The following is a 26,112-nucleotide window of genomic DNA, read 5'->3' on the forward strand; positions in this document are numbered from 1 at the left end:
TGTTCATGCGCTTCATGTCCATCGTCACTTCCCCGCAACCGATGAAGGCCCCGACGCCCGCCCTGATGGAAGCGATGGGCAAGCTTGCCGAACGCGAGATCAAGGCCGGTCGGATGGTCGACATGGGCGGGCTGACCCCGCTGCAGCAGGGGGCGCGGGTCTCGATCGAAGGCGGCAAGCTGAGGGTCACCGACGGCCCGTTCGTGGAGGCCAAGGAAGTGGTCGGCGGCTACGCCATCTTCGAGTTCCGCGACAAGGCGGAAGCGCTCGCCATGGCCAAGGAGTTCATGCAGCTTCATCTCGACCACATGCCCGGCTGGGAAGGCACCTGCGAGCTGCGCGCCATGGCCGGCCACGGCCTGGAAACGACCTGCGGCGACGTCGAATCTCCCGCGCACGCCTGATGGCGCGGCAAAGCCGATCTGATCGGCGGCGATGACGGCCGCCGACGTCCACCGCACCATTCTGGCGGTCTGGCGCATCGAACAGCCGCGCCTGATCACCGGCCTGTCGCGGATATTGCGCGATGTGACGCTGGCGGAAGACCTGACGCAGGAAGCCCTGGTGGCGGCGCTCGAACATTGGCCCGCCACCGGCGTGCCTGAAAAGCCCGGCGCATGGCTGATGGCGACCGCCAAGCGCCGTGCGCTCGACGATCTGCGCCGCCGCAGCATGCTCGCTCGCAAGCACGAGATGCTGATACGCGATCTGGAGCAGGAGCAGCAGGCGATGCCCGATCCGGACGCTGGCCTGGACGATGATATCGGCGACGAACTGCTGCGGCTGATCTTCACCGCTTGCCATCCGAAATTGTCGCGCGAGGCCCGCGCGGCGCTGGCGCTGAAGATGATCTGCGGCCTGACGACGGAAGAGATCGCGCGCGCCTTCCTGCAACCGGAAGCGACCATCGCCCAGCGCATCGTGCGCGCGAAGCGGACGCTGTCGGAATCCGGGCTCGCCTATGAAACCCCGCGCGGCGCGGAGCTTTCGGAACGGCTGGCCTCGGTGCTGGAGGTCGTCTACCTCATCTTCAACGAGGGCTACACGGCCGCCCACGGCGACGAATGGCTGCGGCCGCAGCTCTGCCACGATGCCTTGCGCATGGGCCGCGTGCTGACGCTGGTCGCGCCGCAGGAACCCGAAGCGCACGGCTTGCTCGCGTTGATGGAATTGAACGCATCGCGCACCGCGGCGCGCACGGATGCGGCCGGCGATCCGATTCTATTGATGGACCAGAACCGGGCGCGGTGGGACCGGCTTCAGATCCGCCGCGGGCTATCGGCGCTGGCGCGGGCCTGCGAACTCGGCGGCGGGCCCGGATTCTACGCGTTGCAGGCGGCGATCGTCGCCTGTCACGCCAGAGCCGCCACACCCGATGAAACGGACTGGCCGCGCATCGCAAAGCTCTACGCCGAACTCCTGGGCCTGGTGCGCTCGCCGATCATCGAGCTCAACCGCGCGGTGGCGATCGGCATGGCCGAGGGGCCGGCGGCCGGCCTCGCGATCGTGGACGGATTGGCAGGCGAGCCTGCGCTGAAGACCTATCACCTCTTGCCAAGTGTCCGCGGCGATCTGCTTCACAGGCTCGGCCGCTTCGCGGAAGCCCGCAGCGCGTTCGAGCTTGCGTCAACGCTTGCGACCAACACGCGCGAACGCGAATTGTTGAAGCGACGCGCCACCGAGGCCGGCGGTGACGCGCCGCAGCTTTGATTTCAGATGAAACGGAACTGTGACCGTTCGCGCCTGGCGAGTTTCGGGATCGCCTGCCCGAGGATGATGTTCTTGAAGTGGTCGGTCTGCTGATGCTCGGCGAAGGCCGCTTCGCCCGCGAATACCTCGTAGAAGAAGAATTCCCGCGGCTTTGCGACGTTCTGGTGAATCTGGAACGCCTTGACGCCTGGCTCGCGCTGCGCCTGTGGCAGAAAATCCTTCAGAAGGTCCGCGACGGTACCCTCTTCGCCCGAATTGACTTCCCAGAAAGCGGTGACGACCAGGTTCTGGTTTGCGTTGTCTGTGGCAGCCATGGTGTTCTCCTGTGAAACATCCAGCACGCGCTCGATCTCGAGAGCTGGCGAAGCGATAACCGATTTCGTGACAAGAATGATTCGACATAAGTCGAACCGTGATGTCATGGCAAGGCCGGAACACGAGCCGAGCAAGCTGCCGATGACCTTTTGTCCGCGGGCGCGGAGCTTCTTCAGATTCCCCAGTAGCCGCCAACGTGCGCAGCGATGGCACGACAGGCGATCAATTGGGCGTTCGCGGCGCGGCTTGTTGAGGAGGGGTGTCGGTGCGTATCCGGCTGCCCGCATTTACGCGGGCAGAGACGATCCGCGCTGACGGATGATCGTCCAGATCCAGCCTGCAGCGGCGAGCGCCAGGGCGGCATAAGGGGCCCAGGCTTGTGGCTCTCCCATCGTCCTGAGGGTTATGCCGCTCAGGAGGCACCAGAGAACGGGGATTGGCAGCAGCACTGGCAAAAGCCTGCCGCGGGCGAGGAGCAGAACGCCGAGCGTCGCGATCGCCGTCGGATCCGGCGCGATACCAAAGACTTCAGATGAGGCCCAGCCGCGTCCCTGCAGCGGCGCAAGCAGAGGCTGTCCGGCAATCGCGAAGCCAAGGACGAGATATCCGATCCAGCCGGCAGGCCCGCGCCGGTCGAAGGCAAGACTATTGAGCGAGGACGCGACGATGAGCAACATGCCTTCAACGGCGAAAGCCGGCGCGACATAGGCGGCAGCCCAGTTGATGGTCGCGTAGCGCTGCCACAGGAAGGACCACCCGACGAAGATCCAAAGGATCGCGAGGACGAGTGCGATCCAGCGTGCCCAGGTTCCTGGCCGCCACGCGATGAGCAGGATGATGATGACCCCGGTGGCGAGCGCTAGGACGTGCAGCGGCCAGAGCGCCGCATTGTGCGATTCGAACATGCGCCAGTAGACGCGCGGCGAAAACAGCAGGAAATCCTCTGCCCGATAGGTCCACCACTCCGACATCAAAGAGCTTTCACGTGGGCCGAGATGCGCTCGCGCATAGCGGGGTCCGGCATGGGACCAGCGGTGGCCGAGATGTTTTCACGGACGTGGTCGACGCGGCTGGTCGCCGGAATGGCAACGGTAACGGCCGGGTGGGAGAGGATGAACTTCAGCATGAGCTGCGCCCAGCTTGAGGCGCCGAGTTCGGCTGCCCACTCGGGCAGCGACTTACCCTGGAGCCGCTGGGTCAGCGCACCCTGCCGGAATGGCCGATTGACGATCACGGCGATGCCGCGCTCCGACGCCAGCGGCAACAGCCGCGCCTCCGCCTCGCGGTCGACGACGTTGTAGGAGAGCTGCACGAAATCGATAGGCTCGTTCCGCATGATCTGTTCGACGAGATCGTGCCGGCGGCCTTCGGACGTGGTGATTCCAACGTAACGGATGGCACCGGCCGCCTTCATCTGGAACAGCGTCTGCAGATGCGGCTTCCAGGCGAGGAGATTGTGAACCTGAACCAGGTCGAACTTCGGCACGCCCCAGAAGCGACGCGATTGCTCGATCTGGGGCGGGCCTGCCGCGCCTGAGGACGTCCAGACCTTTTCGGCCGAGAATAGCGCGGAGGGGCGCCCGAGCTTTTGAAGGCCGTAGCCTATCACCGGTTGCGACGAGCCATACATGGGGGAGGAGTCGATCATGCGGCCGCCCGCCTCGAAGAAGGCGGCCATGACTCGAGCGCATTCATCCCTCAGCGCCGGATCATTACCGACGTTGAAGGTGATCCAGGTCCCCAGTCCGACGATCGGTATCTCCTCACGGGTCGAGGGTATAGCACGGCGGGCGGGTTGCCCTTGCTGGGCATGCAGCGCGCTCGGCAAGAGCGCGGCTGCGGCTGTTGCCATGGAGGCTTGCAGGAACGTTCGGCGTGTGGTCCGCATCCGATGCTCCATCATTGCGGCGAAGGAAACTTCCGCGCAAAAGGCGCAGAAACGCCGCCGCCAGCTCTGCAATACAAAACTGCAGATTAAGGCATTGGATCAGATATGTAGTCGCGTCCCGAGCTCAATCTACGATGGACCGCCGATATCGCCAGGTGGAATTCGGTCCTCTCAAACTTGCGTGACCGTTCCTGCCGACGATGATATTGACCGGGCGCTGGCGATAAGCTGGCGTCGATGTGGTTGATCGAATGGCATCCGACCTCAACGCAACCGATCATCGAGCCGCACCGCGGCCAGGGCTGGCGAGCTGTTGCGAGCCCTCGCGCTTATTCGTCTTCGTCGGGTTCTCTGACGATCGGCGGCTGCTCGTCGTCCGGTTCGGTGTCGTTGTCTTCATCCTCGTCCTCGTCATCATCATCATCGTCATCGTTGGGGACACGCGGCGGCAGCGCGCCCATGATGGTGACGAGTCTCCAATCGGCCGCGGAATAGTTCTCAGGGATGCGCTGGGTCATGGTCGGCTCCTTTGCTGGACTTCGCGACAATCATGTGTGGCGCAAGCGGCCATTGAACCGGATTTGAGGTTCGCGCTCGAAGCCGCGGTTTCGTTCAACTCACGTAATCCAGCACGCCGCAGCATTTCTGAGCGTTACCTCAATGCGCACTGAAGGTGAGGCCGGCGCGCTGCTCCAAGCGCTTGCGCAACGCCGGACCCATCAGCGCGCCCGGCGTCCAGGCGCCACCCTCGCCCTGCACGTCGCGCACGAGGCAGAGAGCGCTCTCGGCGATCATCTTGCTCGTCGAGCCGTAGCCCGGATCGCGGTCGCCCGTGACTACCGCCTCGACCCGTCCGCCATCCGGCAACTCGCCCCGGAAGAGGATGTCGTAGAAGCCCTTCTCGCGCTCTTCCCGAGAAGGACCTCCGCCGGGTTTGAGACCGCCAGTCCGGAACAAGGAAACCATCGTGGTGAGCGCCTCCGTCGCCACGCCGGCGATTTCCCCAAAACCCGGGGCGACCATCATCTCGTCGTAAACGAAGTCCGCGCCGTAGGGATGACCCAACAGGAGATTCGTGCGGTGCACGTTCTTGGTGTTGATCGGCGCCATTGGGAAAGGCACGAGCCATACATTCAGGCTCGGGTCGTATTCGGGGACAAGGCCCGACGGCTGAGATGGCCCGGTGAATCCCGGGGTCAGCGCGAAGGGATCGCTCAGCAGCCGGATCAGGGCGGGGTCGCGTGCGGCAGCGGCCAATGTCGCCTGAGCGCTCGCCGCGGTGCCGCCAGACATGCCGCCTTTCACCTTGCGCAGCCGGGCCTTGACCCGCCGCGCGGGGCGTCCGAATTTCTCGCGCGCCTTCTCCTGCAACGTGAGCACGCCGAGATCGAACGGGATTGAATCGAAGCCGCAGGAGAAGACGATGCGCGCGCCGGTCCGTTTCGCCTCTTCGTGATGGGCGTCGATCATGCGCCGCATCCAAGCCGGTTCGCCGCACAGATCGACATAGCCAGTGCCCGTCGCCGCGCAGGCCGCCACAAGCTCGGGACCGTGGAGCTGATAGGGTCCGACCGTCGTGATAATCACGGCCGCACGTTCGCACATCGAACGCAGGCTGGCCGGCTCGGCGGCATCCGCCTTCACCAAAGGCAAATCGCCTGATGCGCCGATGTCGGCACGCACCTTCTGGAGCTTGGCGGTCGAGCGTCCAGCGATCGCCCAGGACGGAGCATCATCGCCGCGATAGGATGTCGCCAGATATTCGGCGATCAGACGGCCGGTGTAACCCGTCGCGCCATAGACGATGATGTCGAAGTCCCGCTTCACGGCGTTGGTCCTCCTCGAGATCCGGAAGAGCTATCTTCAGACCGCGTGCAATCGCAGGACACGGGAACACTCAGCACGAGCAGCAAGTGCCATTTGAGGGGCCGCCGCTTCGTTGAACCGTCCCATCGCGTTTGACGGAGGATACCACAGTTCCTGCCTTGGGGCGCGCAACGTCCGGCTGGGCTCAAAAAAGGACATCGGACCCGAGAGGGGACTGGTCTGCTTTACCCTCAAGAACGGACATCAGCTTTGGCGGTTACGGTGTCTGCTTTGTGCCAGGACCCGACATACCGCTTAGGCAAACACAGCGGCAAGACTCTCGCTCAATATGAAGGCCCCGCTCGGCTTCGGCCGCAGCGGGGCCGGTCTAGGGGTGGTCTCATGGTGCCAAGGAGGCTCGCTTCCAGACACGATAGTGATGGATACCACCGGTTTGCAGATTAGAGTTGGTATGCTTCACTGTGTCTTCTTGCGGGGATCATCAGCCGGGTTGATGTAGTCGATGCCACCTGGGCCGATGAACTGAACTTGGAGGATCCCCTCCTCGTTTCCCGTCCAAACATAGTGAGCGTGCTTCGCCGGCAGCGCCTGCAAGGCACCCGCCTTCATCACCTCGCCTTTCGTAGAGTCAAACTGTTCGCCCATGCCAAAGCCGACGCTACCGCTGATCACGGTGACGGTCTCGGCATAGGGATGGGTGTGTGGCGGAACTTTATAATTGGGCGGAAGCTTGACGCGCTGGACCACCACGCTGCCAGCTTTCGTTGGATCGCCTACCAGGACCGCGATTTGGCCGCCCTTCGGAATGTTCGGACTGTCCTTCCATGTCAGCGCATCTGGTTTGACCATGGTCACGGCATCTTGCGCCAGTGCCGAACCCGCCAGTGCGATTAAGGCTGCCAAGGTCAGAAGCTTTTTCATGAGGTTCTCCTTACATGGTTGCTCCATTTTTCAGAGTGCTATTGCTTGCCGACGGCACGATTGCTGCCCAATCCCCCAGGAAGGATTTCGGCACGTCCCGCTTCAGGGCAGTTTGAGATAGTCTACTCGACGCCGCCGAGCCACGAAAGGGACCCAATGACTTGCCCGCGTGGACTCTCAACAAAGCGATGTCGGGTCAGGGTCATTTCGCGTCGGTTTGGCCGCATACCGACGACTTCCGCTCTATCCCTATAAACAGACATCGTTACCGTGCGTCGGCATGTCTCAAATGCCAACAACGGACCTTCAGGCACCGTTCGACGCGACGCCGCGGCCATAATACGGGCGAGATTCGGGGTGACGGTTGCGCATCCCCGACGAAAAAGAATCAAGACGAACAGCCGGGGAAAGAAGCCAGCAAAACTGGGAGGAAGCCATGGTCCGCTTATCGGTCCTTGCCTCTTTGCTGCTGAGCCTTGTAATCCCGTCCAGCGCAACGTCTGCCCCATTGGCCAAGGAGGTCGAGATCAATGGCGTGCGGCTGCCATATGTAGAGCAAGGCTCTGGGGAACCCGTGGTCTTCGTTCATGGGGTACCCTCCGACCTTCGCTCTTGGGAGCCGGTCAGGGAGAGCATCGCCAAGAAGTATCGATTCATCGCCTACACCCAGCGATATTTCGGGACAGGGCCGTGGCCCGACGATGGGAAAAACTTGAGCGTTGCGACCCTAGCGGACGACCTTGCCAAGTTCATCGCGACGCTCAATGCGGGGCCTGTTCATCTCGTCGGCTGGTCCTACGGCGGCCAGGTTATCACGACTGCAGCAGTGAAGAATCCCTCATTGGTCCGCAGCCTCATTCTGTATGAGGCGAGTGTCGCTTCGATGCTGCCGACTGACAGCGCGGAAGGGAAAGCGGCGCGCGAGGACCGCGCCAAAATGCTTGCCCCGGTTATCGCAGCGGCCAAGGCAGGTGACGCTGTTCAGGCTGCCAAGCTACTACAGGAGGCTGTGTTCCAACTCCCGCCCGGCGAGTTCGACCGCTTCCCGCAGGACCGGCAGACTCGCGTGCTGGACAATGCGAGGACCCTGCCGCTGGTGTTTGCAGCTCCGCCACCGCCGGTTATCACCTGTGACATGCTGAAAAGTTTCGCCCGGCCGACGCTGGTCATGCGCGGGGAGAAGACGCAAGCCTTCTATACGCTGATCGCTGAGGCGATAGGCAAGTGCGTGCCGGGTGCCCAGTTGGTCGTTCTTCCGAATGTCAACCATGACGGGCCGGTTCGTGATCCGGCAGCCTTCAGCGCTGCCGTTCTCGACTTCCTATCGAAGCATCCAGGACTCTGATCTCGTACACCGATGCGGCGAAGCGCACGAAGTCAATATTGACAAGTCGTGCGCTGCGTCCATCGCTTCCTCTTGCCGTTCACGAGCGTTGAACGCTCGTAGGGTGTGTCGGCGTATGCCGACGATGTGATCGACCGCACTCCTCAACGATGCATCGAAGCGAAGTCCGTTCCGGGTCAATCGCTACCGAATTGGGCTGCCCGCACGAAGTCCGATTTACGCCCGTTAGCGACCGGATAGCGGACAGCTAGTATTGGCGGCTTCGTGGCAAGAGCCGACTTAGCGCTGTTTGCTGCCGGTCGAGGAATGCCATCGCGAGATTTGGGCAGACATACTGCCTTGTAACGCACCCAAACCTGACGGAGGGTTAATCGGTTCCGACATGACTCGACGGTCTGCGCGTGATCGCGCGGCAGAGTGAAGGTAAATCGCCTGCACTTGCGGCCATAGGGGCCGCGGCTTCGCGGACGAACATCGACCGCCAAACTTCTCCGTCATTGGAGGCTAGAGCGATGTCTTACAGAGCACAAATCGTCACGTTGCTGACGGCCGCGGCTTTGACCACGTTCGCAGCGTTCTCATCCGGCAGAGCGGCCGATCAGACTCCGAAACTCTTGACCGAGCACCTCATGATTGACGCTGTCGATCCTGGGATAAAGCTGTACGTGAGAAACAAGCGCCCGGAGGGCATGACGCAATTTACAGCACAAAAAACGCTGCTGTTTGTCCATGGTGCGACCTCGCCGGGCGAGGCGACATTCGATTTTCCGCTCGAAGGACTATCCTGGATGGAACACATCGCCCAGCGCGGCTGGGATGTGTATCTGGTGGATGTGCGCGGCTACGGTCGATCGACGCGGCCGCCGGAAATGGATCAGCCGGCCGCCAGTAATCCTCCCATCGTCACGACCGATGTCGCGGTGAGGGATGTCGGCTCCGCCATCGCTTTCATCATGCAGCGGCGAGGCGTCTCCAAGCTCAGTCTCGTCGGCTGGTCATGGGGGGCAGTCATCGCCGGTGCTTACACGGCCGACCACAACGACAAGGTCGACAACCTCGTGCTCTATGCGCCTGTATGGCTGCAAGCCCCGCCGCCCGCGCAAACTGCGCCCCCTCCGTTGGGCGCCTACGTTGCTGCCCCGCCCACGCGGGAGCGCCTGCAAGCCGGCGCACCTGATGATCGAAAGCGCGACTTGATACCGGAGTTCGAGGCGTGGGCGGCGGCCGCCATCGCCTCCGATCCCGTCGGCTCCAAACAGACCCCTCCGGTGCTCCGGAGCCCGGCCGGCGTATTTCAGGACAACAGGAATTACTGGCAGGCAGGCAAGCCATATTATGATCCGGCGCAGATCAAGGTCCCTACGCTGGTGATCGTCGCGGAGTGGGATGGGCTCGCCCCTCCGGAGGGCGCGCAAGCCGTTTTCCGCAAACTACCGAGCGGCCCAGACAAGCGGCTTGTCATGCTTGGCGAGGGGACCCATTTGCTTATGCTGGAGAAGAATCGGATCCAACTTTTCCATGAGGTGCAACTCTTCCTCGATAGGGCGCGTCTGACAAACTGAAAGCTCTTCGCCCTCTTCGCGGAGCAGTGCCGCCATTTCGATCACGACGGTCGTGCGCGTCATTGGGTGCCGGCTACTTGGCAATGCGCCCTTTAAGAAGTTGCGCTGAGAAGCGCCGAGAGTCCGGTTTGGGTCATTCGCGTCGATCCCGACGGCGCCCAGCACGTCCCCTTTAGCGCCGCCAACGGACATCAACCCCCCATGACCGCGTAAAGGTGCCAGGGTCGGCCATCCAGATGGTTTACCGAAGCGGTCGGCAAACGGCCCAAAGCAATTGCTTGACCATTATCAAGCGGCCGGCAGGAACTCACATCCCGATCCAGCTACTTGTACGCGACCGCACCGCTCGACAGGCCCGCCAGTGAGAGGAATCTTGAAGTCTCGGAATTCGGCCTGCGGGACGCATAATGCGTTCCACGATCACCGATCAAGGTTGGGGACCCATTCCTCTGCGGTTGAGTCCCAATGATGGGTATCGTCGAAGTGTTTCCAGAGCGGCCGCCTTGGTTTGCTCTCACCCTTCTGCCGTTTTGCATTCAGTGCGCTGAGTTGGACGACGAGCGCCCCAGCCATCATCACCCATTCGCGAGCGTTATATCGGGAGTTCCATTTGATTGCCGCGAGCATCGGATGCCTCCTTCAAAGTAAGAAGCCTTCGCCATCTTAGCCCGGCCAAGAACACAGTGATGTAAAGTACTTCACAGTCAGCCTTACATCTTCGACATAGCCGCGGGCGATCCTATCAGGGAATGCGTCTGGCGGGGCTGCCGGAGGGCGGAGTGCCCCAGATCATGTCCTCTCTATACAATGACCGGACATCATCGACGAGGTCGGGTGGGTCCGAAAAGTGCCAGAAGTAGACCTCAGCACGAAGCCAGTCGGTTGCCTTGGTGGATCGACTGAACGCAGCAAACGCGATTGCCGGCCTGGAGCTTCCCAAACTACGGTTGCTTCCGAAGCTGCTGCGCTTGACCTCTCAGCGTCTCCGAAGGACTTTCCCCAAAATACGTGCGGTACGTGATCGAGAACCGGCCCATGTGGGTGAACCCCGTGCTCATGGCAATCTCGGTGACATTCGCTTCCGGATCAGCCCGCAGCAAGGCCTGGCGAGCTTGCCTCAAGCGGGCGTTCCGCAGGTAGCGCATCGGCGAGACGCCCTTGAAATCCCTGAAGTGCATAAAGAGTGTTCGGCCCGCAACCCCAGTCGCCGAAACGAGGTCGGCCACTGTGACCGCCTGATCGAGGTGGGCTTCGATGTAGTCGACCGCGCGCCTTACGTCACGCGGCGCAATCGGCCTCTCGAGGCGTCGCAGCGCGTTGCTGTAATTGTGCGGATGCGACAGCAGCAGTGCGGTAATAATGAACTGCTCGAACTGGCTCATCGTCGCCGGGCTCCAGAGCACCGATCCCGTCTGTTCCAGGTCCGCGACGGCCATCATCACGTAGCGTGCCAGACTGCGGCCGTACCCGGCGGCGAGGTCGACGGTGGGCGCAAAGTCGAGGGGAGCGGTTGGTGCCTCGCCGAGCAGGGCGGCAAGCTGACCTGTAAGGCTGGATTTCGTCAAATACAGTTGGATGCGGCTGCTATCGGCCTCCGATACCAGCCGACATCTCTCGCGCGTCGGCGAGATGATCGTGGCAAGGTTCGGATTGCAAACGACGTTGTCACGGCCAATGGTGGCTTCAAGTTGCCCGCGAAGCGGCAGGTGGATCCAGGTGTCCGTGCGGGCGGGGCTCGGAGACAGGACAACCGATGCGCCGCCGTATTGCACGTAGCCCATGTAGAAGCCCGGCGTATAAACGCCGTTGAGGCGCGCATCGAGCTGGCGGGCCTGCCGCCCTGCGATGTCGAAGCGGTAGCCTTTCGCGCGCAGGAACGCACCGGTCTCTTCCACATTGCGGCTGCGGAAGATGGGCATCTGCTCCAGAAGCGGCGCTGTGCCAGGCTGCATGCTCGCCTCCGTGTTGATCGAGCATACCACGCATACCGGGGGCATGGGCATCGGGGCCGGGAAATGTTCCGATCATTCTTGCAGTTTCTGGATAATGATCGTTGGTTCCCGGAAGGCGATTTCCACGTTTTACGCGCTTTCCGGATAGAGCCTCGCGGCACCCGGATATCCAGCACCCAAATGCGCCAGTTAAGCTTCGCGCCCAACGGAGCGATGCCTATCGATGGGGGCCAATCAAGGAGGAAGCAGTCGTGACTGCAGGGCATGTTCACAGAATAGCTCGTCGCCAATTTCTGCGTGAATCGGCTGCAGCGGCTCTGGCCGCAGCTGCATGCGTGTCTTCGCTGCGACCGACAAGGGCAGCCGTCCATACGGTACCGGTCCACAAATCAGGCAGCCTCGAGACTCTGGTCGTAAGCGACGGCCATTTCTTCCTTCCAGCGGGCTTCCTCGTGACGCCGGCCTCTCCGCCTGCCGAACGCGAAGCCGCCCTGAACGCCGCCGGACAAACCGGCGAACGGCTCCAGCTCGTGAACACTGTCGCGGTAATCCGTAGCCAGTCCGATGTGGTCCTGGTCGACACGGGCACCGGCCCGCGCCACCAGCCCACGGCGGGAAAGCTTGCGGAGAACCTCGAAGCTGCCGGCATTCCACCGGCGGCCGTGACCAAGATCGTCCTGACCCACGGTCATCCCGACCACCTCTGGGGCATCCTCGACGCGAATGACAAACCGATCTATCCGAATGCGAGCTATTTCGTTTCGGCCGTCGAATGGAACCTTTGGGCTGACCCGGATGTGATGCGAAGGTTGCCGGCAGTCTTGGCAACCAGCGATCGCATCACCAATGGCGCCAAGAACCATTTCTCGCGCGTCAAGGACAAGATAAGGACGGTACGGGATGGCGATGAGATTGTCAGTGGCGTGCGGGTCATCGATACGCCAGGGCATACGCAGGGCCACATCTCGGTCGAAATCGCAGGTGGAGATGGTCTCGTCGTCGTTGCGGACGCGCTTACGCACGCTGTGATCTCATTCCAGCATCCGTCGTGGCCGGTGCCAGTCGACCATGAACCCGATCGGGGCATCTCGACCCGCCTACGCCTGCTTGATCGACTCGTCGTTGACAAGCGCCGGCTGATCGGCGCTCACCTGCCGTTCCCTGGCACCGGCTTCGTAGAGCGCAAGGATGGCGCCTATCGCTTCGTTCCGACTTGAAGTTCGCGCAAAGCCGAATTGAGCGTGGTCGCTTTCGGGAGGCGCAGTGAGATGGCTGATCAATGGCTATTCAAGAGCGAGACTTACGATAACTGCAATTGCGCCATGAATTGCGGTTGCCAGTTCAACTTGCCGAGCACCCATGGCTACTGCCAGTCGGCCTTTGTCGGCACCGTCGTCGAAGGCCACTTCAACGATACGCCGCTCTCAGGCTTGAAGTGGGCGGCGCTGTACAAGTGGCCTGGCGAAATCAAGGACGGAAACGGCCGGCGCCAGATCGTCATCGACGAGCGTGCAGATGAAGCTCAACGGATCGCGCTTGAAGCGATCATCTCGGGCGAGGCATGCAAACCGTTGAGCAATCTTTTCGCCGTATTCGCGTCCACTTGCTCCGAATTTTACGAGACGTTGTTCCTGGCGATTAATCTCGATGCCAACTTGGAACTCAGAACGGCAAGGGTAGAGATACAAGGCGTCATGCGGAGCGCCGGCAGGCCGAAGATCGACGAGTTCACTGGGCAGCCATTCCACATTGCGCTGGCGCGTCCTAGTGGCAGTTTCGAGTTTACCTACGCAGAAGTCGGGTTGGGTACCACCTCGGTCACAGGTGACATGGAAATGGCGTTCGAAGATTCATGGGCGCACTTTTGTGTTCACCACTTCAATCAGGATGGCTTGGTCAGGCAAAGATCGCGGCTCACGGCATGGCTTGGCACATGACCCCGCGTTCCCGTGAATGACGTCGGTGCCGATGGCTCAGAACGATCCCGCCACCGAGCCGAGCGCGATGACGGCAGCGAGGGCGACGAGTGCGCCGACGATGCCGACCATGACGATGTCGCGATAGCTCTCCCGGTGCGTCGATCCGCAGACAGCGAGCAGCGTGACGACCGCGCCGTTATGCGGCAGGCTGTCGAGCGTACCCGAACTGATCACCGCCACGCGATGCAGCAGCGCGGGATCGAGTCCGATCTCCGCCGCGCGCGCCATATACGTCCCCCCGAGTGCGTCGAGCGCAATCGTCAGCCCGCCCGATGCCGAGCCCGTGAGCGCGGCGAGCACGTTGGTCGCCACCGCGAGCGAGACCAGTGGTCCGCCGCCGATGCCGAGAACGGTGTCGCGCACGACGTCGAAGGCGGGCATCGCCGCCACCACGGCGCCGAAGCCGACCAGGCTCGCAACGCTCACAGCCGGCAGTACGGCGGCGTTGGCGCCGGCGTCCATGGTTGCGCGCAGGGCCGGCAATCGCCGATGGCTGACGGCGAGGACCGTCACGATCGCACAGGCGAGGGCTGTGATGACAGCCCATACGCCGCCGACGGCTGCGAGCGACGTTTCGCCCCAGCGAGCATCGGCGAGAAAGCGGGTGTCCAGCGCCGGCAGGATGAGCAGCGACATCGCGAGATTGACGAGAATCACCACAATGAGCGGCAGCCCGGCGAGTGCAACCGACGGCGGCGCGTCGGTTACTGCACCGTGTAAGATCTCCGCCGGATCGAACTCCCGTGCGGTGGTGGCGCGTTCGCGCAGCTTTTCGTCGGTGGCAAGACGGGCGGAAGGCATCGGCACGCCGTCGCCGAAGCCTTCGCCGTTTTTTCTTGAACTGGCCTCTTCGCGGTTGAGCCACCACAAGCCGAAGCCGAGCATGATCAACGATGCCAGAATGCCAAGGCCGGGCGCGGCGAACGGCGTGGTGCCGAAGAACGGCATCGGGATGGCGTTCTGGATCGATGGCGTGCCGGGCAGCGCCGACATTGTGAAGGTGGAGGTGCCGAGCACGATCGCCGCCGGCATCAGCCGCCGCGGGATGCCGGCGTTGCGAAACAGCTCGTGCGCCATCGGTGCGAGCACGAAGAAGGCGACAAACAGGCTGACGCCGCCATATGTGACCAGCGCTCCGGCGAGCACCACCGCGAGCACAGCCCGCCGCGTGCCCAGCCGCTGTGTCATGAAGGCCGCGATCGCGGCGACCGAGCCGCTGTCTTCCATCAGTTTGCCGAACAGGGCGCCGAGCAGAAACAGCGGAAAGAACTGGGCCAGAAAGCCTGCCGCGCTGACCATGAAGGTCTGGGTCCAGTGGGCCAGCAGCGGCTCGCGGGAAAACAACGCGGCGACCAGCGCGGCGAGCGGCGCGAGCAGCAGCACGCTCCAGCCCCGATAGGCGAACAAGATCAGCAGGCCGAGCCCGATCAGGATGCCGAGAAGTCCCAGCAGAGTCATCGCCCTCAGCACTCCGCAAGCAGTGCATCGATATCCGCGGTGGAGCGCTGGCCGAGGTCGTCAGCATGCGCCTTGAGGAATGCGTCGGCGCTCTTGCGTCCCTCTTCCCTAAGCAGCGACACGAACTCCCATTCAGCATTGAGTTTCGATGATGCACCGAACTCCGTCAGTTTGTCGGTCATGATCCGGTGCGTGCGCATTCCGGCCCAGCGCGCGCCCTCGCCGTGGCCGGGGTCCGCCACCTGGCGCAGCAGCGCGATCATGCGCAATTCCTTCATGAGCGGCGAGTTGAAGGAGATTTCGTTGAGGCGGTTGAGAATTTCGTTCGCCGTGCGCGGCGGTTTCGGTCGTTCGCGCGGATTGATCTGCACCAGGATGGTGTCGTGAGCGTCGCTTTCGCGCACCAGCGGCGTGAGGGTCGGATTGCCGGCATAGCCGCCATCCCAATAGGGTTCGCCGTCGACCTCGATCGCCTGGAACATGGTTGGTAGACAAGCCGAGGCAAGCAGGACGTCAGCCGTGATCTCCGCGTTGCGGAAGATGCGGCCGCGGCCGGTTCGCACATTGGTCGCGGTGACGAACAGCCTGATTGATGCCCGCGCCAGTCGGTCGAAATCGATGCTTTTGGCGAGGATGGCACGCAGCGGGTTGAGGCCGAGCGGATTGAGATCATAAGGCGAAAGCACACGGGCCATCAGGTCCATGGCGACATAGGCGGGTGACGTGTCGAGCGTCCAGCGGCCCATCAGTCGGTCGAGCGGCGAGCGCTGCAGCGGGCTGAACGCGGCGGCGTGCGACACGCTTCGCCAAAAGGCCGCGAGCGCCGCCCGCGCGCCATCGGCACCGCCTTGCGTCCATCCGTCGGCCACCAGGGCTGCATTCATTGCGCCCGCCGACGTGCCGGAGATCGCCTCGATCCGCAGCCAGGACTCCTCGATCAGCCGGTCCAGCACGCCCCAGGTGAAAGCGCCGTGGGAGCCTCCGCCCTGCAAAGCGAGGTCCACCAGGACAGGTTCGCGCGCTGTTTCGTCCATCGTCACCCTCGTTGATCGGAGATGAAACGACACTCAACTCAGGACGCTCCGATACTTCCTCTCGATCCTTCGTAAGACCGGCGCAGTAGTGCGAACAGGCTGCCGCCCGTCGCCGCGCCAAGCAGGTAGGCGACGGCGACCAGCACAGCGAGCGGCACGCGGGCATTCAAGCCGAGGAAGGACATGGTGACGACCTCGAAGTTCTGCAGCGCGAAGATGACGGTCGCAGCGACGAACAGAATGATGACGGCGAGGTATATCCAGCGCATGGGCGCCTCCTTTTCGTCGATCAAGGGACTGCGCCGCGCGTAGTCCGCCAGTCGCACTTCAGCGAGCGCGGCGCAGGCCGAAGCCGAGTCCGATCCAGCCGGCGCCGGCCATGATGAGATCGATGGCGAGGAACAGGCCGAGGATATAGAGACTCGAAACCGGCCAGCGCAGCAGGATCAGTACGCCGAGCAGTAGCGTGATCACGCCTGATAGCGCCACCCAGATCCAGGGCGCTTCCCGTTTCATGCTGAAGGCCAGCACGATCCGCATGATGCCCGAGACGAGCAGCGATGCGCCGAGAACGAGGGTCAGTAGCACTGCGGCTAGCAGCGGATTCTGGAACGTAACGAAGCCGGCGATGATGTAGAGCACGCCGAGCAGGGCCCAGAGCAGGAATTTGCCCCAACTCTTGATCTGGAAGGCGCCAAACACCTCTGCGACGCCGGCGATGATCATCATCACGCCGACCACGAGGACGCTCACGAAGGTGGCCATCGCGACGCTGCCAAGCGCGATAAACCCGGCGATGAGGTAGACGACGCCGAGCGCGACGATCCAGCCCCACTTGGCGCGCAGCGGCGCCGTATCCGAGCCGGCCTCAGGGCCTCTTTGGGTGTCTGAAGTGCTGGTCATGACGGTCCTCCGATGCGAAAACCTATCCGACGTTATTTGTCGGTCCGTCGATGCGACAGTGCGCGGCGCGGAATGTTCGACGCGTGGATATTAGCGCAACTGCGCGTTGCGATCACCTGGTTTCAACATCGTCGGTCGTGATTTCCATCGTGCGAGGTCTTGCCGCGGCGCGATGCGGATCGGCTCGCTGGGATGGGCGATTTGTTGAGCGGTAGCAGTATGCTAGATCAGCCGCATCCCCTTCAGGCTCGCGCACCCGCGAGAGGGGACGCGGGCAGGGGGCCGTAGCTGACGATCATTCATGATGATCCGGCGGCGGCATTTTCCCTCTGCCCAAGGCAACCTCGGTCACGGCGAATCAGACAGCGGCTCTGCAAACGTTCGTCTCTTTGTTGCGCGCAAGAAGTGGAGGCTGAGCCATCGCAGCGGTCCGCCGTCGAGTTCATCCAATCCCTCGTCTGACAGCGGCTCGCTCAAACTGTATAGATCGAAGCGCCCATGCCGGCCGTGTTTCGCGCTCCAGTGACTCCGTGTTTCGAGATTGCCGGCGTAGTCGATCAGCAGCAACCGGCCGCCGCATCTGAGAACCCTGGACGCTTCACTGAGACAAAGCCGGCGCCGGCTCGGCGGTATCATGTGCATCACGGTCGTGATCGTAACGAGATTGAAGCGGCCGTCGTCGAACGGCAACCGAGCCGCATCCGCGTGATGAAACGCGATGTCAACGCCGGCGCGGTGGACCTTGCGGCGTGCGGTAGTGAGCATGTTCTCGGAGACGTCGATACCGACGACCGACCCGCCCGGCTGCGCTCGCCGGTAAGTTGCTATCGCCTGTGTGCCCGTTCCGCATCCGATGTCCAGCACGCAGTGACCCGGGGCGACGCCCGCAAGGTCAAGCAGCTCCTCCCGGTACTGCTGCTCCCGCCCTCGCGTCAGGATCCACATCAGCAGATCATAGATGCGCGGAAATCCGATGCCACGGCTTGCCTCGGCGCCGGCGGCTTTGCCGCTGGCTTCGGTGATATCCGCGTTTCCCAACGGTTGATCACCCATGGCTTGTTCCGTTCTCGATTACGCAACCGCCAGGCGGCCGGGCTTCGCGGCGGCCGTTCGCAGCTTTGCCGCAATTGCAAAATGCACGAAGAGAAAGATCGGAACGACCATCCCCGGCACGAGGACTCCTGGTACCGTGCTCATGACCAACGTGCCGGGTTCTTCGGTGAAGATACGGAACGGTGTGCCAGGCATTGAGAGCAACCCGAGCGAAACCGCGACGACAAGGTCGAGAGCGCCGAACGCGTTCCAGGTGGCGAGCAAAATCCGGGGTACGCCAAGGCTGAGTGCCAGCGCTGACGCCAGCGCGATCGCGAATGCCGCTGTAAGGATGTCGCCGATCCCGGCGACTGGCGCGAACGGTGCAGACAAGCGGCCGTCCGCATGGAAAAGTAGAAAGACAACGCCGCCCAGTCGCCCCGCATGCACCCCAACCAAGGCCGGCAGCGGCACGGCGAGAACGGCACTGCGGAATTCGGGGACAAGAGACCAGCCTCCGAAGAGGAGCGCGAGGATCGTGGCGAACGGCAGTAGAGTGCCCGGCATCGGGCCAAAAGCTCCCGGCGCCAGCCAGCCGAGCGCGGCAATCGCGACTACAAACCCGAGCCATGCCGCCGCCGCCGCGAACAGGGCGAGCTTTGCCGCGGCCGATAGCGGCGACAGCCCGACCAGCGTACCGACGAGGGTTGTGTACAGCGCCGCAACGAATATGGCAGCGATGATATCGAGCATGGTGTCCTCCTTTGCGCGCATCAGTACAGGGTGTATGATGATGAACACCATGTTCGGTATGGTCCACGGACGAACGACGAGCGATGTTCGCTATCGGACAATTTCGAGAAATTGTCCGGGAATTTATGGCTCTGATAGATGGCCGAGGTGATCGATCGCCGCGCGCTACGCACCCGCAAGGCGCTGCACAGCGCGCTCATGTCCTTGATTTTGCGCAAGGGCTACGAAGCCACCACGATTCAAGACATCATCGACGAGGCCGATGTCGGCCGCTCTACCTTCTATGGTCACTACACCGGCAAGGAAGACTTGCTGCGGAATGGCTTTCAGATTCTGCGCCGCGAGCTCACAGATGCACAGCGCGCTGCCCGCGCCGGGACTGATGGAGCGCAAGACGAGCCTCTGGGGTTCAGCCGCGCCATGTTCGAGCATGCTGCCGGCTACGCGGACGTCTACCTTGCGATGGTCGGCGGGCGCGGAGGCGTCGTGGCGATCAGCGAACTTCGCAAGGTTCTCTCGGAGTTCGTGCGTAAGGAGCTGCCGGCTGCGCGGGACGACGGCGCCGTCTCGCGCGAACTGGTGGTGCAATTTGTCGTCGGCACCCTCTTGACTGTGCTGACGTGGTGGCTTGAGCGAAGGCCCGGACTGACGCCGTCTCAGGCCGACGCGATGTTCCGCCGTTTGGCGCTCAATGGAGCAGGGGCATCGATCCGAACCAGGTCACGTGTTGGGTGAGCTTCGCCACGTGGTAGCGCCATGTGGTGGCTGGCTCTTCCAATGCGGTGGTCCGCCCCGCTAAGACAGCAGCCCAAGACTCCTGAAGCTCGCGTGCCCGTTCTTGCCGACGATGATGTGGTCGTGCACGGCGATTCCGAGCGGCTTTGCGATCTCGACGATCGCCTTGGTCATGTGGATATCGGCCTGCGAGGGCGTGGGATCGCCGGAGGGGTGGTTGTGCACCAGGATCAGCGCAGTCGCCGATAGTTCGAGCGCGCGCTTGATCACCTCGCGCGGATAGACCGGGGTGTGGTCGATGGTGCCGGTCTGCTGCACCTCGTCTGATATCAACTGGTTGCGCTTGTCGAGGAACAGCAGGCGAAACTGTTCCTTGTCGGCGAACGCCATGCCGCTGCGGCAATAATCGATCACGTCATTCCAGGACGACAGCGCAATCTTGCGCTTTATCTCGCCTTTCGCGACGCGGTTCGCGGCGGCCGCCAGCAGTTTGATCTGGTTGACCGAAGCCTCGCCGATGCCGTCGACCTCGCGCAGCCGCGCCACCGGCGCGTGAATGACTTCGGCGAACGAGCCGAATCTTTTCAAGAGCGCTTTCGCCAACGGCTTGGTGTCGCGGCGGGGTAGGGCCGGGAAAAGCGCCATCTCCAATAATTCGTAGTCGCTCAGCGCCTCCGGACCGGCCGCATAGAAGCGCTCGCGCAAGCGTTCGCGGTGGCCGTGATAGTGCGGCGTATCGGCGGGTTGATCCGGGGGATTGCTGGTCTTGGCTGGCATCGGCCGTAAACATGCCGTGCTGCCCAGCTTTTGCAACCCGGAATTGCGGGTACCTGAGGAAAAGGCGCCGTGCAGAGCACGGCGCCCTCGGGTCGTTCAAAACTTGCCGCGATCACGCTTTCACGGCCGCGAACGCATAGCCGTTGCCGTCCTTTGACAGCGTGCCGACATTCGGGAAGCCGAAGTGATAGCCGGCGATCATGCCCTTTTCGGCGATGACGCGATCGAAGAACGCGCGCCGCGTGGCTTCCGCTTTCGGTCCGTCCGAATCGAACATCGAGAACCAGCCGGGATTCTTGACGAACAACTGGTGTATACCCGTGACGTCGCTCTGGATGAACAATTGCTGGCCGCCCGATGCCACCAGGAACGACATGTGTCCGATGGTGTGGCCGGGCGTGGCGATGGCCTTCACGCCAGGCGCGAGCTCGGCGCCGTCATTGTACTGTTTGATGTTCTTCCAGGTCGGGAAGGTCGCCTGAATCCGTTTGACGTGGGGGCGGAAGGATTCCGGCATCTTCTCTACCAGCGCCGGATCGGTCCAGAACTTGTACTCCACCTCGGGCATCAGGATTTCCGCATTCGGAAATACTTGCGCGTTGGTCTCCTTCACCCACAGGCCGGAGATGTGATCGGGATGGAAATGCGAGATCACCACCGTGGAGACGCTAGCCGGGTCGAGGCCGGCCGCCTTCATGTTGTCGGCGAGCTTGCCCACAGTCGGCGGCCCGTTGCTGCCGAAGCCGGTGTCGAACAGCACGACCTTGCCGCCGGTCCGGATCGCGGTCACCGTAAAGGGATTGTCGAACTTGTCGGGGCCGATCCCGCCGGCCGTCAGCGCCTTCTTGACGTCGTCGAGCGAGGCGTTCTTGACGAAGCCCTCATTGAGGACACGCTCGATGGCTCCTTCATGCAGGCTGAAGACCTCGATCTCGCCGACCTTGTATTTGAGGCTGTCCGCGGCCCGCTGCGCCTGCGCCGCCCCGATGAATGAAACCGGTCCCTTGAGGCCGAAAACGAGCGCTGCCCCGGTGCTCCCGAGAACCAGATCGCGACGTGAAATTTCGAACATTGCCCATGCTCCCTTGGTTGATCCCTTGCCCGCCAGAGACTTCTGTTCCGAAGGGCCCCACGCTACGTGCTACCCCACACAACCCAGGATATTCCGGTGGCATTGCGACTCAATGACAGGTGGGCTGCCGCAAATGCGGCGCGGCTTGGCGAGGCAGGGCTTTCAGCACATGCGAGGCATTTGCAAACAAGGTTCGCGGCCGGGGCGGTCCACACGGAAGGCCTCGATGAAACGGCCCTCCTTCTGGGTCACGAACACGGTTCTGCCGTCGGGGCCGCCAAACGTAAGATTGGTCGGCTGCTTTCCGCGCAGGGGCACCTCGCGCTCGAGCGACCCGTCGGGCGCGATAATGGCGATCGTGCCGGCCGAAAGCCGCGCGAGATAAATCCGGCCGCTGGCGTCGGTGCGCAGGCCGTCGACCTCGAAATCCGCAAAACCCCTGACCAGACGCGGGTTGAGCAATTTGCTGCCGTCGAGGCGATAGGCCCAAACCTGCCGAGAATTCGACTCGCTGACGTAAAGCGTCGCGCCGTCCGGGCTCAGATCGATCCCGTTGGTCACGCCGAGGCGTCTTGTGCTGGACATCACTTCACCCCGACCCTTGTCGTCGGCGCCGCGCGTAATGCGCCAGATCTGACCGCCCGAGGGCGATGCAAATCGCGGGTCGCTGGCATAGAGCGTGCCGTCCGCCGCGATCGCGAGGTCGTTCGGCTGATTGAACTGGTCGGAGTGAAAGTAGATGCGCGGCGCGGTTTCGCCGGGCGCGATGACCCAAACATTGTGCTTCTTGAAATCGGCGATGTACATCCGCCCCTGCCGATCGACGCGGATGCCATTGCCGATGCTATCAGCAGGAAGCGACGTGAAGAGCTCGGATTGCAAGGCGCCGGGCGCCAGCTTGCCGATCGTGCCGCTACGTTGAAAATTGACGACGTAAAGGTTGCCTGATGCGTCGACGGCGGGACCTTCGATGCCGGGAGTGTACTCGCCCTCTGGCGTCTCTTGCTGGCGAACAGGAGATCTTCGGCCGCGTTGCTCGGACGCACGAGAAGGACGGCACATGCGATGAGGCAGGCCGCAACGAGTTCCGCCAGAGGGCCGCGTTCCGCCGTCGCCAACATCAGCTCCCTGCGCGGGAGAGTCAGGCACCGACCCAACTACGCCGTAACCAGCGGTTTCTCGCCGTTGCGCTGCGACAGCGTGAAGATCTCGACGCCGGTCGCGGTGACGCCGACCGAATGCTCGAACTGCGCCGAAAGCGAACGGTCGCGGGTTACCGCGGTCCACCCGTCGGACAGGATCTTCACATGCGGCTTGCCGAGATTGATCATCGGCTCGATGGTGAAGAACATGCCGGGCTTCAGCATCACGCCCTCGCCGGGCCGGCCGATATGGATGATGTTCGGCTCGTCATGGAACATGCGGCCGAGGCCGTGGCCGCAGAAATCGCGCACCACGCTCATGCCCTGCGGTTCGACAAAACTCTGGATGGCGTGGCCGATGTCGCCGGTGGTGGCGCCGGGCTTCACGGCGGCGATACCGCGCATCATCGCCTCATAGGTGACCTCGATCAGCCGCTCGGCCTTGCGGGCGATCGGGCCGATCGCATACATGCGGCTGGAATCGCCGTACCAGCCGTCGACGATGAAGGTGACGTCGATATTGACGATGTCGCCTTCCTTCATCGCGCGCTCGCCCGGCATGCCGTGGCAGACCACGTGATTGATCGAGGTGCAGGTCGAATAGCGGTAGCCGCGGTACATCAGCGTCGCCGGATAGGCGCCATGGCTGAAGGCGAAGTCGCGGACGAATTCGTCGATCCGTGATGTCGGGACGCCCGCCTTGACGATGTCGGTGAGCTCGTCGAGGCATTTGGCGACCAGCGCGCCCGCCTTGCGCATGCCGGCGAACCCGCTCGCGCCATGCAGCTTGATCTGGCCGGTTTTTCGCAAGGAGGTGTCTGACGCTTCGATATAGCTCATGGGCGGGTCATGCTTCGGGGAACAGGAATGGTTGATTTAATGGTTTAATCTAGTGATCGGAGCGGTCTGCGGCAAGCCGAGCTTGAGGTGCCGGAGACTCTAAAAAGACTTGCATCTACCCGGAAACTTCCACCACGGGCTCGACCGGCAGCGCACCGCCACGGATGCGGATTTCGCGCACCGGATAGGGAACACGGATCCCCTCGCGCTTGAACGCATCCCACAACTCCAGCATCACCTCGCTCTTGACGTTGTCCAGGCCGTCCGGATCGGGCAACCAGAAGGTCAAGGAGAACTTCATCCCGGCCTCGGCGAATTCGGTCAGGATGCAGTTCGGGGGCTTGCTCTTGATCGCGCGCGGCACGGCGCCGGCAATGTCGATGGCCAGCTTGCACACCGCCCGCGGATCGGCGTCGTAATTGGTGCTGAACAGCACCTTCACCAGCGTGTTCTTGTCGGTATAGGTCCAGTTGACGACCTTCTGCGTCACCAGATCCTCGTTCGGGATCAGGAACTCGCGGCCGTCGCCGGCGGCAACCGAGATGTAGCGCGTCTTCATCGCGCTGATCCGGCCCGAACTGTCGCCGATGGTGACGAGATCGCCGGGCTTCACCGATTTGTCCGCCAGCAGGATGATACCCGAGATGAAGTTGGCGACGATCTTCTGCAGGCCCAGACCGATGCCGACGCCGGCCGCGCCGGTAAAGACTGCAAGCGCCGAAAGATTGATGCCGACAGCGCCAAGCGCGATCGCGATCGCCACCACCATCAGTCCGATGCGGATAATCTTGACCAGCAGTACCTGGATCGACGGCGTCAGGTCGCTGGCGCGGGTAATCCTGCTTTCGATGAAGTTGCTGGCGATGTTGGTCAGCCACAGCGCTGCGATCAACAGTGCGCCAGCCTTGATCAGAAGCAACGGCGTTAGCCGCAAGCCACCGATCTCAATCGCAAACGAGTCTAGCGTTTCTGCTGCCGGTTCGAGCTGACCGAGGATGCTCAGCGCCGCGACAAACCATGCCGTTATCGACACAAGCCTGACGATGAAGGCATTGCGGATCACCGAGGTCACGAGCCGGATCACGAGCCACGCCAGCGCCAGCTTGGCGGCGACCATCAGGAGGTAGCTGCGGCTTGGCCACGTCAGGTGGTACATCGTGACGCGCTCCGCGATCACCATGACCGCGAACACTGCGGTCGACGCGCTACCGACCAGCACGCGGACGAAATGCCGGAGCGGCAACGGCCAGCGCATGGCCAGCGACATCATGTCGACCCGCGCGCGGATTGCCGTATCCGCCGCATAGGCGATGCCGGCGGCGGCCAGGATCAGCCCAAACTGCAGATAGAACCATGGCGAGGTGATCTCTGCACCGACCGATCGCGCGGTCGATTGCAAAAACTCAATGATCTCTTTCGGGAACATGTCCATCGGCAAAATCTCGTCAGACGCAGCGCAGACAAATTTGATTCGAACGGTGGGCAGATTTCCACAAACAGGGCGGGCGGGCCATCGATACATGGGCCGGCCAAGTCAGTTTAAGCCCTTAAACTCGGGCACATTGCCGCTATCGCAGAAATGGGTTGGCGATCAACTGTGGCAACGATAAGGATGCAATTGCAAGTATTTGCGACGATTGCGAAGGTTATTTCGGAGATTCATGGCTTCTCTCGACCAGGTCAGCATAGCCATCTTTCTGGGCGCCATTCTGGTCATGGCGGGCATTCTGTCGAGCCTGCTTGCACTGCGCTTCGGGGCGCCGTTGCTGCTGGTCTTCCTCCTGATAGGCATGCTGGCGGGCGATGCCGGGCCGGGCCAGCTCAGCTTCGATGACGTCCGCACCACCTATCTGGTGGGATCGGTGGCGCTGGCGCTGATCCTGTTCGACGGCGGCCTGCGAACCAAGTTTCAAAGCATTCGGACGGTGCTTGCGCCATCGATGGTGCTGGCGACGATCGGCGTGCTGCTCACTGCGCTGATATCAGCGCCGGCCGCTAAATATGCGCTCGATCTGAACTGGACCGAAGCGCTGCTGGTCGGCGCCGTTGTGGCATCGACCGATGCCGCGGCGGTGTTCCTGCTCGTTCACACGCAGGGCCTGCGCCTGCGCCCCCGTGTCGGAGCAACCCTGGAAGTCGAATCCGGTACCAACGATCCGTTCGCGATCTTTCTCACCCTGATGCTGGTCGAATTCATTTCACGCGGTGAAAGCTCGCCTGCGCATGTTGTCATGGAACTCGCGCGCGAAGGCTTGCTCGGCGCCATCCTCGGCGTGATCGGTGGCCGTCTGGTGGTGGTGGCGCTTAATCGCATGGCGCTGCCGCAAGGCTTGCATGCGCCCTTTGTCGCGACCGCCGCCCTGGTGATCTTCGGCGTGGCGCAGATCTCGCACGCCTCTGGATTTCTCGCGGTCTATCTCGCCGGCATCATCATCGGCAACCGGCCGACGCGCGCGCATAACTCGGTGGTGACGTTTCTCGATGCCGCGACCTGGCTGGCGCAGATCGTGATGTTCGTTCTGCTGGGCCTTCTGGCCTCGCCGCAGCGCCTTCTGGACAGCGTGGGTCCCGCTATGATCGTGGCGCTGGTGCTGATGCTGGCGGCGCGGCCGCTCGCGGTGCTGCTGTGCCTGGCGCCGTTCCGGTTCAACTGGCGGGAAAAGGTCTTCATCGCCTGGACCGGACTGCGCGGGGCGGTCGCGATCTTTCTCGCGTCGATCCCGATGCTGGTCGGGCTGTCGAAAGCCTATCTCTATTTCGACGTCGCCTTTGTCGTGGTCGTGATTTCGCTGCTGCTGCAGGGCTGGACGCTGGCGCCGGCGGCGCGCTGGCTGCACGTGGCGCTGCCGCGCGCCGACCGCGGTCCG

General features: G+C 62.7%; 27 protein-coding genes. 8 read left to right on the forward strand and 19 right to left on the reverse strand.

All coding sequences use genetic code 11. The annotated features are described in order from the left end of the window. Window positions 1–5: 5 nt before the first annotated feature. Together CP49_RS09895 and CP49_RS09900 are read left to right on the forward strand one after the other, a co-directional pair. Complete coding sequence (locus tag CP49_RS09895; protein ID WP_057850100.1) at window positions 6–404, forward strand: YciI family protein; 399 nt, start codon at window positions 6–8, stop codon at window positions 402–404. Window positions 405–435: 31 nt separating this feature from the next. Continuing rightward, window positions 436–1,710 (forward strand): RNA polymerase sigma factor, encoded by a 1,275-nt coding sequence (locus CP49_RS09900; protein WP_057850078.1) that lies wholly within the window; start codon window positions 436–438, stop codon window positions 1,708–1,710. Between the two features lie 2 nt (window positions 1,711–1,712). On the opposite strand, the gene CP49_RS09905 is transcribed toward CP49_RS09900, so the two are convergent. From CP49_RS09905 to CP49_RS09930, 6 genes are all read right to left on the reverse strand, one after another. Beyond that, window positions 1,713–2,024, reverse strand: coding sequence for a putative quinol monooxygenase (locus tag CP49_RS09905; RefSeq protein WP_057850101.1), 312 nt, complete (start codon window positions 2,022–2,024; stop codon window positions 1,713–1,715). Window positions 2,025–2,312: 288 nt separating this feature from the next. After that, window positions 2,313–2,930, reverse strand: a complete 618-nt coding sequence (locus CP49_RS09910; RefSeq protein ID WP_245310632.1) for a DUF6064 family protein — start codon at window positions 2,928–2,930, stop codon at window positions 2,313–2,315. Window positions 2,931–2,995: 65 nt separating this feature from the next. Then, window positions 2,996–3,913 carry an aldo/keto reductase gene (locus CP49_RS09915; protein ID WP_156438228.1) on the reverse strand — a complete coding sequence of 306 codons (918 nt, stop codon included), beginning with the start codon at window positions 3,911–3,913 and terminating at the stop codon, window positions 2,996–2,998. 329 nt (window positions 3,914–4,242) lie between these two features. Continuing rightward, on the reverse strand, window positions 4,243–4,431 hold the full coding sequence (locus tag CP49_RS09920; RefSeq protein ID WP_057850080.1) for a hypothetical protein: 189 nt from the start codon (window positions 4,429–4,431) through the stop codon (window positions 4,243–4,245). A gap of 139 nt (window positions 4,432–4,570) precedes the next feature. Next, a complete protein-coding gene (locus CP49_RS09925) occupies window positions 4,571–5,740 on the reverse strand; it encodes a saccharopine dehydrogenase family protein (RefSeq protein WP_057850081.1) in 1,170 nt (389 codons plus the stop codon). Between the two features lie 456 nt (window positions 5,741–6,196). Beyond that, window positions 6,197–6,661 (reverse strand): cupin domain-containing protein, encoded by a 465-nt coding sequence (locus tag CP49_RS09930; RefSeq protein ID WP_057850082.1) that lies wholly within the window; start codon window positions 6,659–6,661, stop codon window positions 6,197–6,199. A 364-nt stretch (window positions 6,662–7,025) separates the two neighbouring features. Here CP49_RS09930 and CP49_RS09935 point away from each other — a divergent pair, with 364 nt between their 5' ends. Together CP49_RS09935 and CP49_RS09940 are read left to right on the forward strand one after the other, a co-directional pair. Then, window positions 7,026–8,006 (forward strand): alpha/beta fold hydrolase, encoded by a 981-nt coding sequence (locus CP49_RS09935; RefSeq protein WP_156438231.1) that lies wholly within the window; start codon window positions 7,026–7,028, stop codon window positions 8,004–8,006. A gap of 539 nt (window positions 8,007–8,545) precedes the next feature. Then, the gene (locus CP49_RS09940) at window positions 8,546–9,568 is read left to right on the forward strand and encodes an alpha/beta hydrolase (RefSeq protein ID WP_245310633.1); all 1,023 of its coding nucleotides are present in this window, start codon (window positions 8,546–8,548) and stop codon (window positions 9,566–9,568) included. Between the two features lie 420 nt (window positions 9,569–9,988). On the opposite strand, the gene CP49_RS09945 is transcribed toward CP49_RS09940, so the two are convergent. Both CP49_RS09945 and CP49_RS09950 read right to left on the reverse strand, forming a co-directional pair. Next, window positions 9,989–10,195, reverse strand: coding sequence for a hypothetical protein (locus CP49_RS09945; protein ID WP_057850084.1), 207 nt, complete (start codon window positions 10,193–10,195; stop codon window positions 9,989–9,991). A gap of 314 nt (window positions 10,196–10,509) precedes the next feature. Next, a complete protein-coding gene (locus CP49_RS09950; protein ID WP_057850085.1) occupies window positions 10,510–11,520 on the reverse strand; it encodes an AraC-like ligand-binding domain-containing protein in 1,011 nt (336 codons plus the stop codon). Between the two features lie 335 nt (window positions 11,521–11,855). On the opposite strand from CP49_RS09950, the gene CP49_RS09955 reads away from it, so the two are divergent. Then, complete coding sequence (locus CP49_RS09955) at window positions 11,856–12,737, forward strand: MBL fold metallo-hydrolase (protein ID WP_197423064.1); 882 nt, start codon at window positions 11,856–11,858, stop codon at window positions 12,735–12,737. 51 nt (window positions 12,738–12,788) lie between these two features. Beyond that, the gene (locus CP49_RS09960; RefSeq protein ID WP_057850104.1) at window positions 12,789–13,457 is read left to right on the forward strand and encodes a DUF1326 domain-containing protein; all 669 of its coding nucleotides are present in this window, start codon (window positions 12,789–12,791) and stop codon (window positions 13,455–13,457) included. A gap of 36 nt (window positions 13,458–13,493) precedes the next feature. On the opposite strand, the gene CP49_RS09965 is transcribed toward CP49_RS09960, so the two are convergent. The 6 genes from CP49_RS09965 to CP49_RS09990 all read right to left on the reverse strand — a co-directional run bounded on the left by CP49_RS09965 (window position 13,494) and on the right by CP49_RS09990 (window position 18,679). Further along, the gene (locus tag CP49_RS09965; protein ID WP_057850105.1) at window positions 13,494–14,948 is read right to left on the reverse strand and encodes a GntP family permease; all 1,455 of its coding nucleotides are present in this window, start codon (window positions 14,946–14,948) and stop codon (window positions 13,494–13,496) included. Between the two features lie 14 nt (window positions 14,949–14,962). Beyond that, window positions 14,963–15,991 (reverse strand): patatin-like phospholipase family protein, encoded by a 1,029-nt coding sequence (locus tag CP49_RS09970; protein ID WP_057850087.1) that lies wholly within the window; start codon window positions 15,989–15,991, stop codon window positions 14,963–14,965. Between the two features lie 38 nt (window positions 15,992–16,029). Next, complete coding sequence (locus tag CP49_RS09975) at window positions 16,030–16,260, reverse strand: LapA family protein (RefSeq protein WP_057850106.1); 231 nt, start codon at window positions 16,258–16,260, stop codon at window positions 16,030–16,032. 58 nt (window positions 16,261–16,318) lie between these two features. Next, window positions 16,319–16,894: an HdeD family acid-resistance protein gene (locus CP49_RS09980; RefSeq protein WP_057850088.1), complete on the reverse strand. Its 576-nt coding sequence runs from the start codon at window positions 16,892–16,894 to the stop codon at window positions 16,319–16,321. 348 nt (window positions 16,895–17,242) lie between these two features. Then, window positions 17,243–17,947: a class I SAM-dependent methyltransferase gene (locus CP49_RS09985; protein WP_057850089.1), complete on the reverse strand. Its 705-nt coding sequence runs from the start codon at window positions 17,945–17,947 to the stop codon at window positions 17,243–17,245. Window positions 17,948–17,965: 18 nt separating this feature from the next. Continuing rightward, window positions 17,966–18,679 (reverse strand): hypothetical protein, encoded by a 714-nt coding sequence (locus tag CP49_RS09990; RefSeq protein ID WP_156438232.1) that lies wholly within the window; start codon window positions 18,677–18,679, stop codon window positions 17,966–17,968. A 138-nt stretch (window positions 18,680–18,817) separates the two neighbouring features. Here CP49_RS09990 and CP49_RS09995 point away from each other — a divergent pair, with 138 nt between their 5' ends. Next, a complete protein-coding gene (locus tag CP49_RS09995) occupies window positions 18,818–19,414 on the forward strand; it encodes a TetR/AcrR family transcriptional regulator (RefSeq protein WP_057850091.1) in 597 nt (198 codons plus the stop codon). A 60-nt stretch (window positions 19,415–19,474) separates the two neighbouring features. Here CP49_RS09995 and radC read toward each other — a convergent pair whose 3' ends face one another. From radC to CP49_RS10020, 5 genes are all read right to left on the reverse strand, one after another. Beyond that, complete coding sequence (radC, locus tag CP49_RS10000) at window positions 19,475–20,191, reverse strand: RadC family protein (RefSeq protein ID WP_057850092.1); 717 nt, start codon at window positions 20,189–20,191, stop codon at window positions 19,475–19,477. A gap of 112 nt (window positions 20,192–20,303) precedes the next feature. Beyond that, window positions 20,304–21,263: an MBL fold metallo-hydrolase gene (locus CP49_RS10005; RefSeq protein WP_057850093.1), complete on the reverse strand. Its 960-nt coding sequence runs from the start codon at window positions 21,261–21,263 to the stop codon at window positions 20,304–20,306. Between the two features lie 162 nt (window positions 21,264–21,425). Beyond that, entirely contained in the window at window positions 21,426–22,325 is a 900-nt protein-coding gene (locus CP49_RS10010; protein ID WP_057850094.1) for an SMP-30/gluconolactonase/LRE family protein, read from the reverse strand. A 95-nt stretch (window positions 22,326–22,420) separates the two neighbouring features. Continuing rightward, window positions 22,421–23,245, reverse strand: coding sequence for a type I methionyl aminopeptidase (gene map / locus CP49_RS10015; RefSeq protein WP_057850095.1), 825 nt, complete (start codon window positions 23,243–23,245; stop codon window positions 22,421–22,423). Between the two features lie 115 nt (window positions 23,246–23,360). Continuing rightward, window positions 23,361–24,677, reverse strand: coding sequence for a mechanosensitive ion channel family protein (locus CP49_RS10020; protein WP_057850096.1), 1,317 nt, complete (start codon window positions 24,675–24,677; stop codon window positions 23,361–23,363). A gap of 229 nt (window positions 24,678–24,906) precedes the next feature. On the opposite strand from CP49_RS10020, the gene CP49_RS10025 reads away from it, so the two are divergent. Beyond that, a partial coding sequence (locus CP49_RS10025; RefSeq protein ID WP_057850097.1) for a potassium/proton antiporter occupies window positions 24,907–26,112 on the forward strand: 1,206 nt, incomplete at its 3' end.

This window comes from Bradyrhizobium valentinum (genome assembly GCF_001440405.1).
In the GTDB taxonomy this organism is placed as follows: Bacteria; Pseudomonadota; Alphaproteobacteria; order Rhizobiales; family Xanthobacteraceae; genus Bradyrhizobium; species Bradyrhizobium valentinum.

Excerpts from the sequence above, each read along its gene's own strand:
- CP49_RS09985 (WP_057850089.1), bottom strand. The coding sequence starts at position 17,947 with ATGGGTGATCAACCGTTGGGAAACGCGGATATCACCGAAGCCAGCGGC.
- CP49_RS09895 (WP_057850100.1), top strand. The coding sequence starts at position 6 with ATGCGCTTCATGTCCATCGTCACTTCCCCGCAACCGATGAAGGCCCCG.
- radC (WP_057850092.1), bottom strand. The coding sequence starts at position 20,191 with ATGCCAGCCAAGACCAGCAATCCCCCGGATCAACCCGCCGATACGCCG.
- CP49_RS09920 (WP_057850080.1), bottom strand. The coding sequence starts at position 4,431 with ATGACCCAGCGCATCCCTGAGAACTATTCCGCGGCCGATTGGAGACTC.
- CP49_RS09990 (WP_156438232.1), bottom strand. The coding sequence starts at position 18,679 with ATGCTCGATATCATCGCTGCCATATTCGTTGCGGCGCTGTACACAACC.
- CP49_RS09980 (WP_057850088.1), bottom strand. The coding sequence starts at position 16,894 with ATGACCAGCACTTCAGACACCCAAAGAGGCCCTGAGGCCGGCTCGGAT.
- CP49_RS09900 (WP_057850078.1), top strand. The coding sequence starts at position 436 with ATGACGGCCGCCGACGTCCACCGCACCATTCTGGCGGTCTGGCGCATC.
- CP49_RS09945 (WP_057850084.1), bottom strand. The coding sequence starts at position 10,195 with ATGCTCGCGGCAATCAAATGGAACTCCCGATATAACGCTCGCGAATGG.
- CP49_RS10010 (WP_057850094.1), bottom strand. The coding sequence starts at position 22,325 with ATGTGCCGTCCTTCTCGTGCGTCCGAGCAACGCGGCCGAAGATCTCCT.
- CP49_RS09905 (WP_057850101.1), bottom strand. The coding sequence starts at position 2,024 with ATGGCTGCCACAGACAACGCAAACCAGAACCTGGTCGTCACCGCTTTC.
- CP49_RS10005 (WP_057850093.1), bottom strand. The coding sequence starts at position 21,263 with ATGTTCGAAATTTCACGTCGCGATCTGGTTCTCGGGAGCACCGGGGCA.
- CP49_RS09910 (WP_245310632.1), bottom strand. The coding sequence starts at position 2,930 with ATGTTCGAATCGCACAATGCGGCGCTCTGGCCGCTGCACGTCCTAGCG.
- CP49_RS10020 (WP_057850096.1), bottom strand. The coding sequence starts at position 24,677 with ATGGACATGTTCCCGAAAGAGATCATTGAGTTTTTGCAATCGACCGCG.
- CP49_RS09915 (WP_156438228.1), bottom strand. The coding sequence starts at position 3,913 with ATGCGGACCACACGCCGAACGTTCCTGCAAGCCTCCATGGCAACAGCC.
- CP49_RS09970 (WP_057850087.1), bottom strand. The coding sequence starts at position 15,991 with ATGGACGAAACAGCGCGCGAACCTGTCCTGGTGGACCTCGCTTTGCAG.
- map (WP_057850095.1), bottom strand. The coding sequence starts at position 23,245 with ATGAGCTATATCGAAGCGTCAGACACCTCCTTGCGAAAAACCGGCCAG.
- CP49_RS09960 (WP_057850104.1), top strand. The coding sequence starts at position 12,789 with ATGGCTGATCAATGGCTATTCAAGAGCGAGACTTACGATAACTGCAAT.
- CP49_RS09930 (WP_057850082.1), bottom strand. The coding sequence starts at position 6,661 with ATGAAAAAGCTTCTGACCTTGGCAGCCTTAATCGCACTGGCGGGTTCG.
- CP49_RS09975 (WP_057850106.1), bottom strand. The coding sequence starts at position 16,260 with ATGCGCTGGATATACCTCGCCGTCATCATTCTGTTCGTCGCTGCGACC.
- CP49_RS09995 (WP_057850091.1), top strand. The coding sequence starts at position 18,818 with ATGGCCGAGGTGATCGATCGCCGCGCGCTACGCACCCGCAAGGCGCTG.
- CP49_RS09950 (WP_057850085.1), bottom strand. The coding sequence starts at position 11,520 with ATGCAGCCTGGCACAGCGCCGCTTCTGGAGCAGATGCCCATCTTCCGC.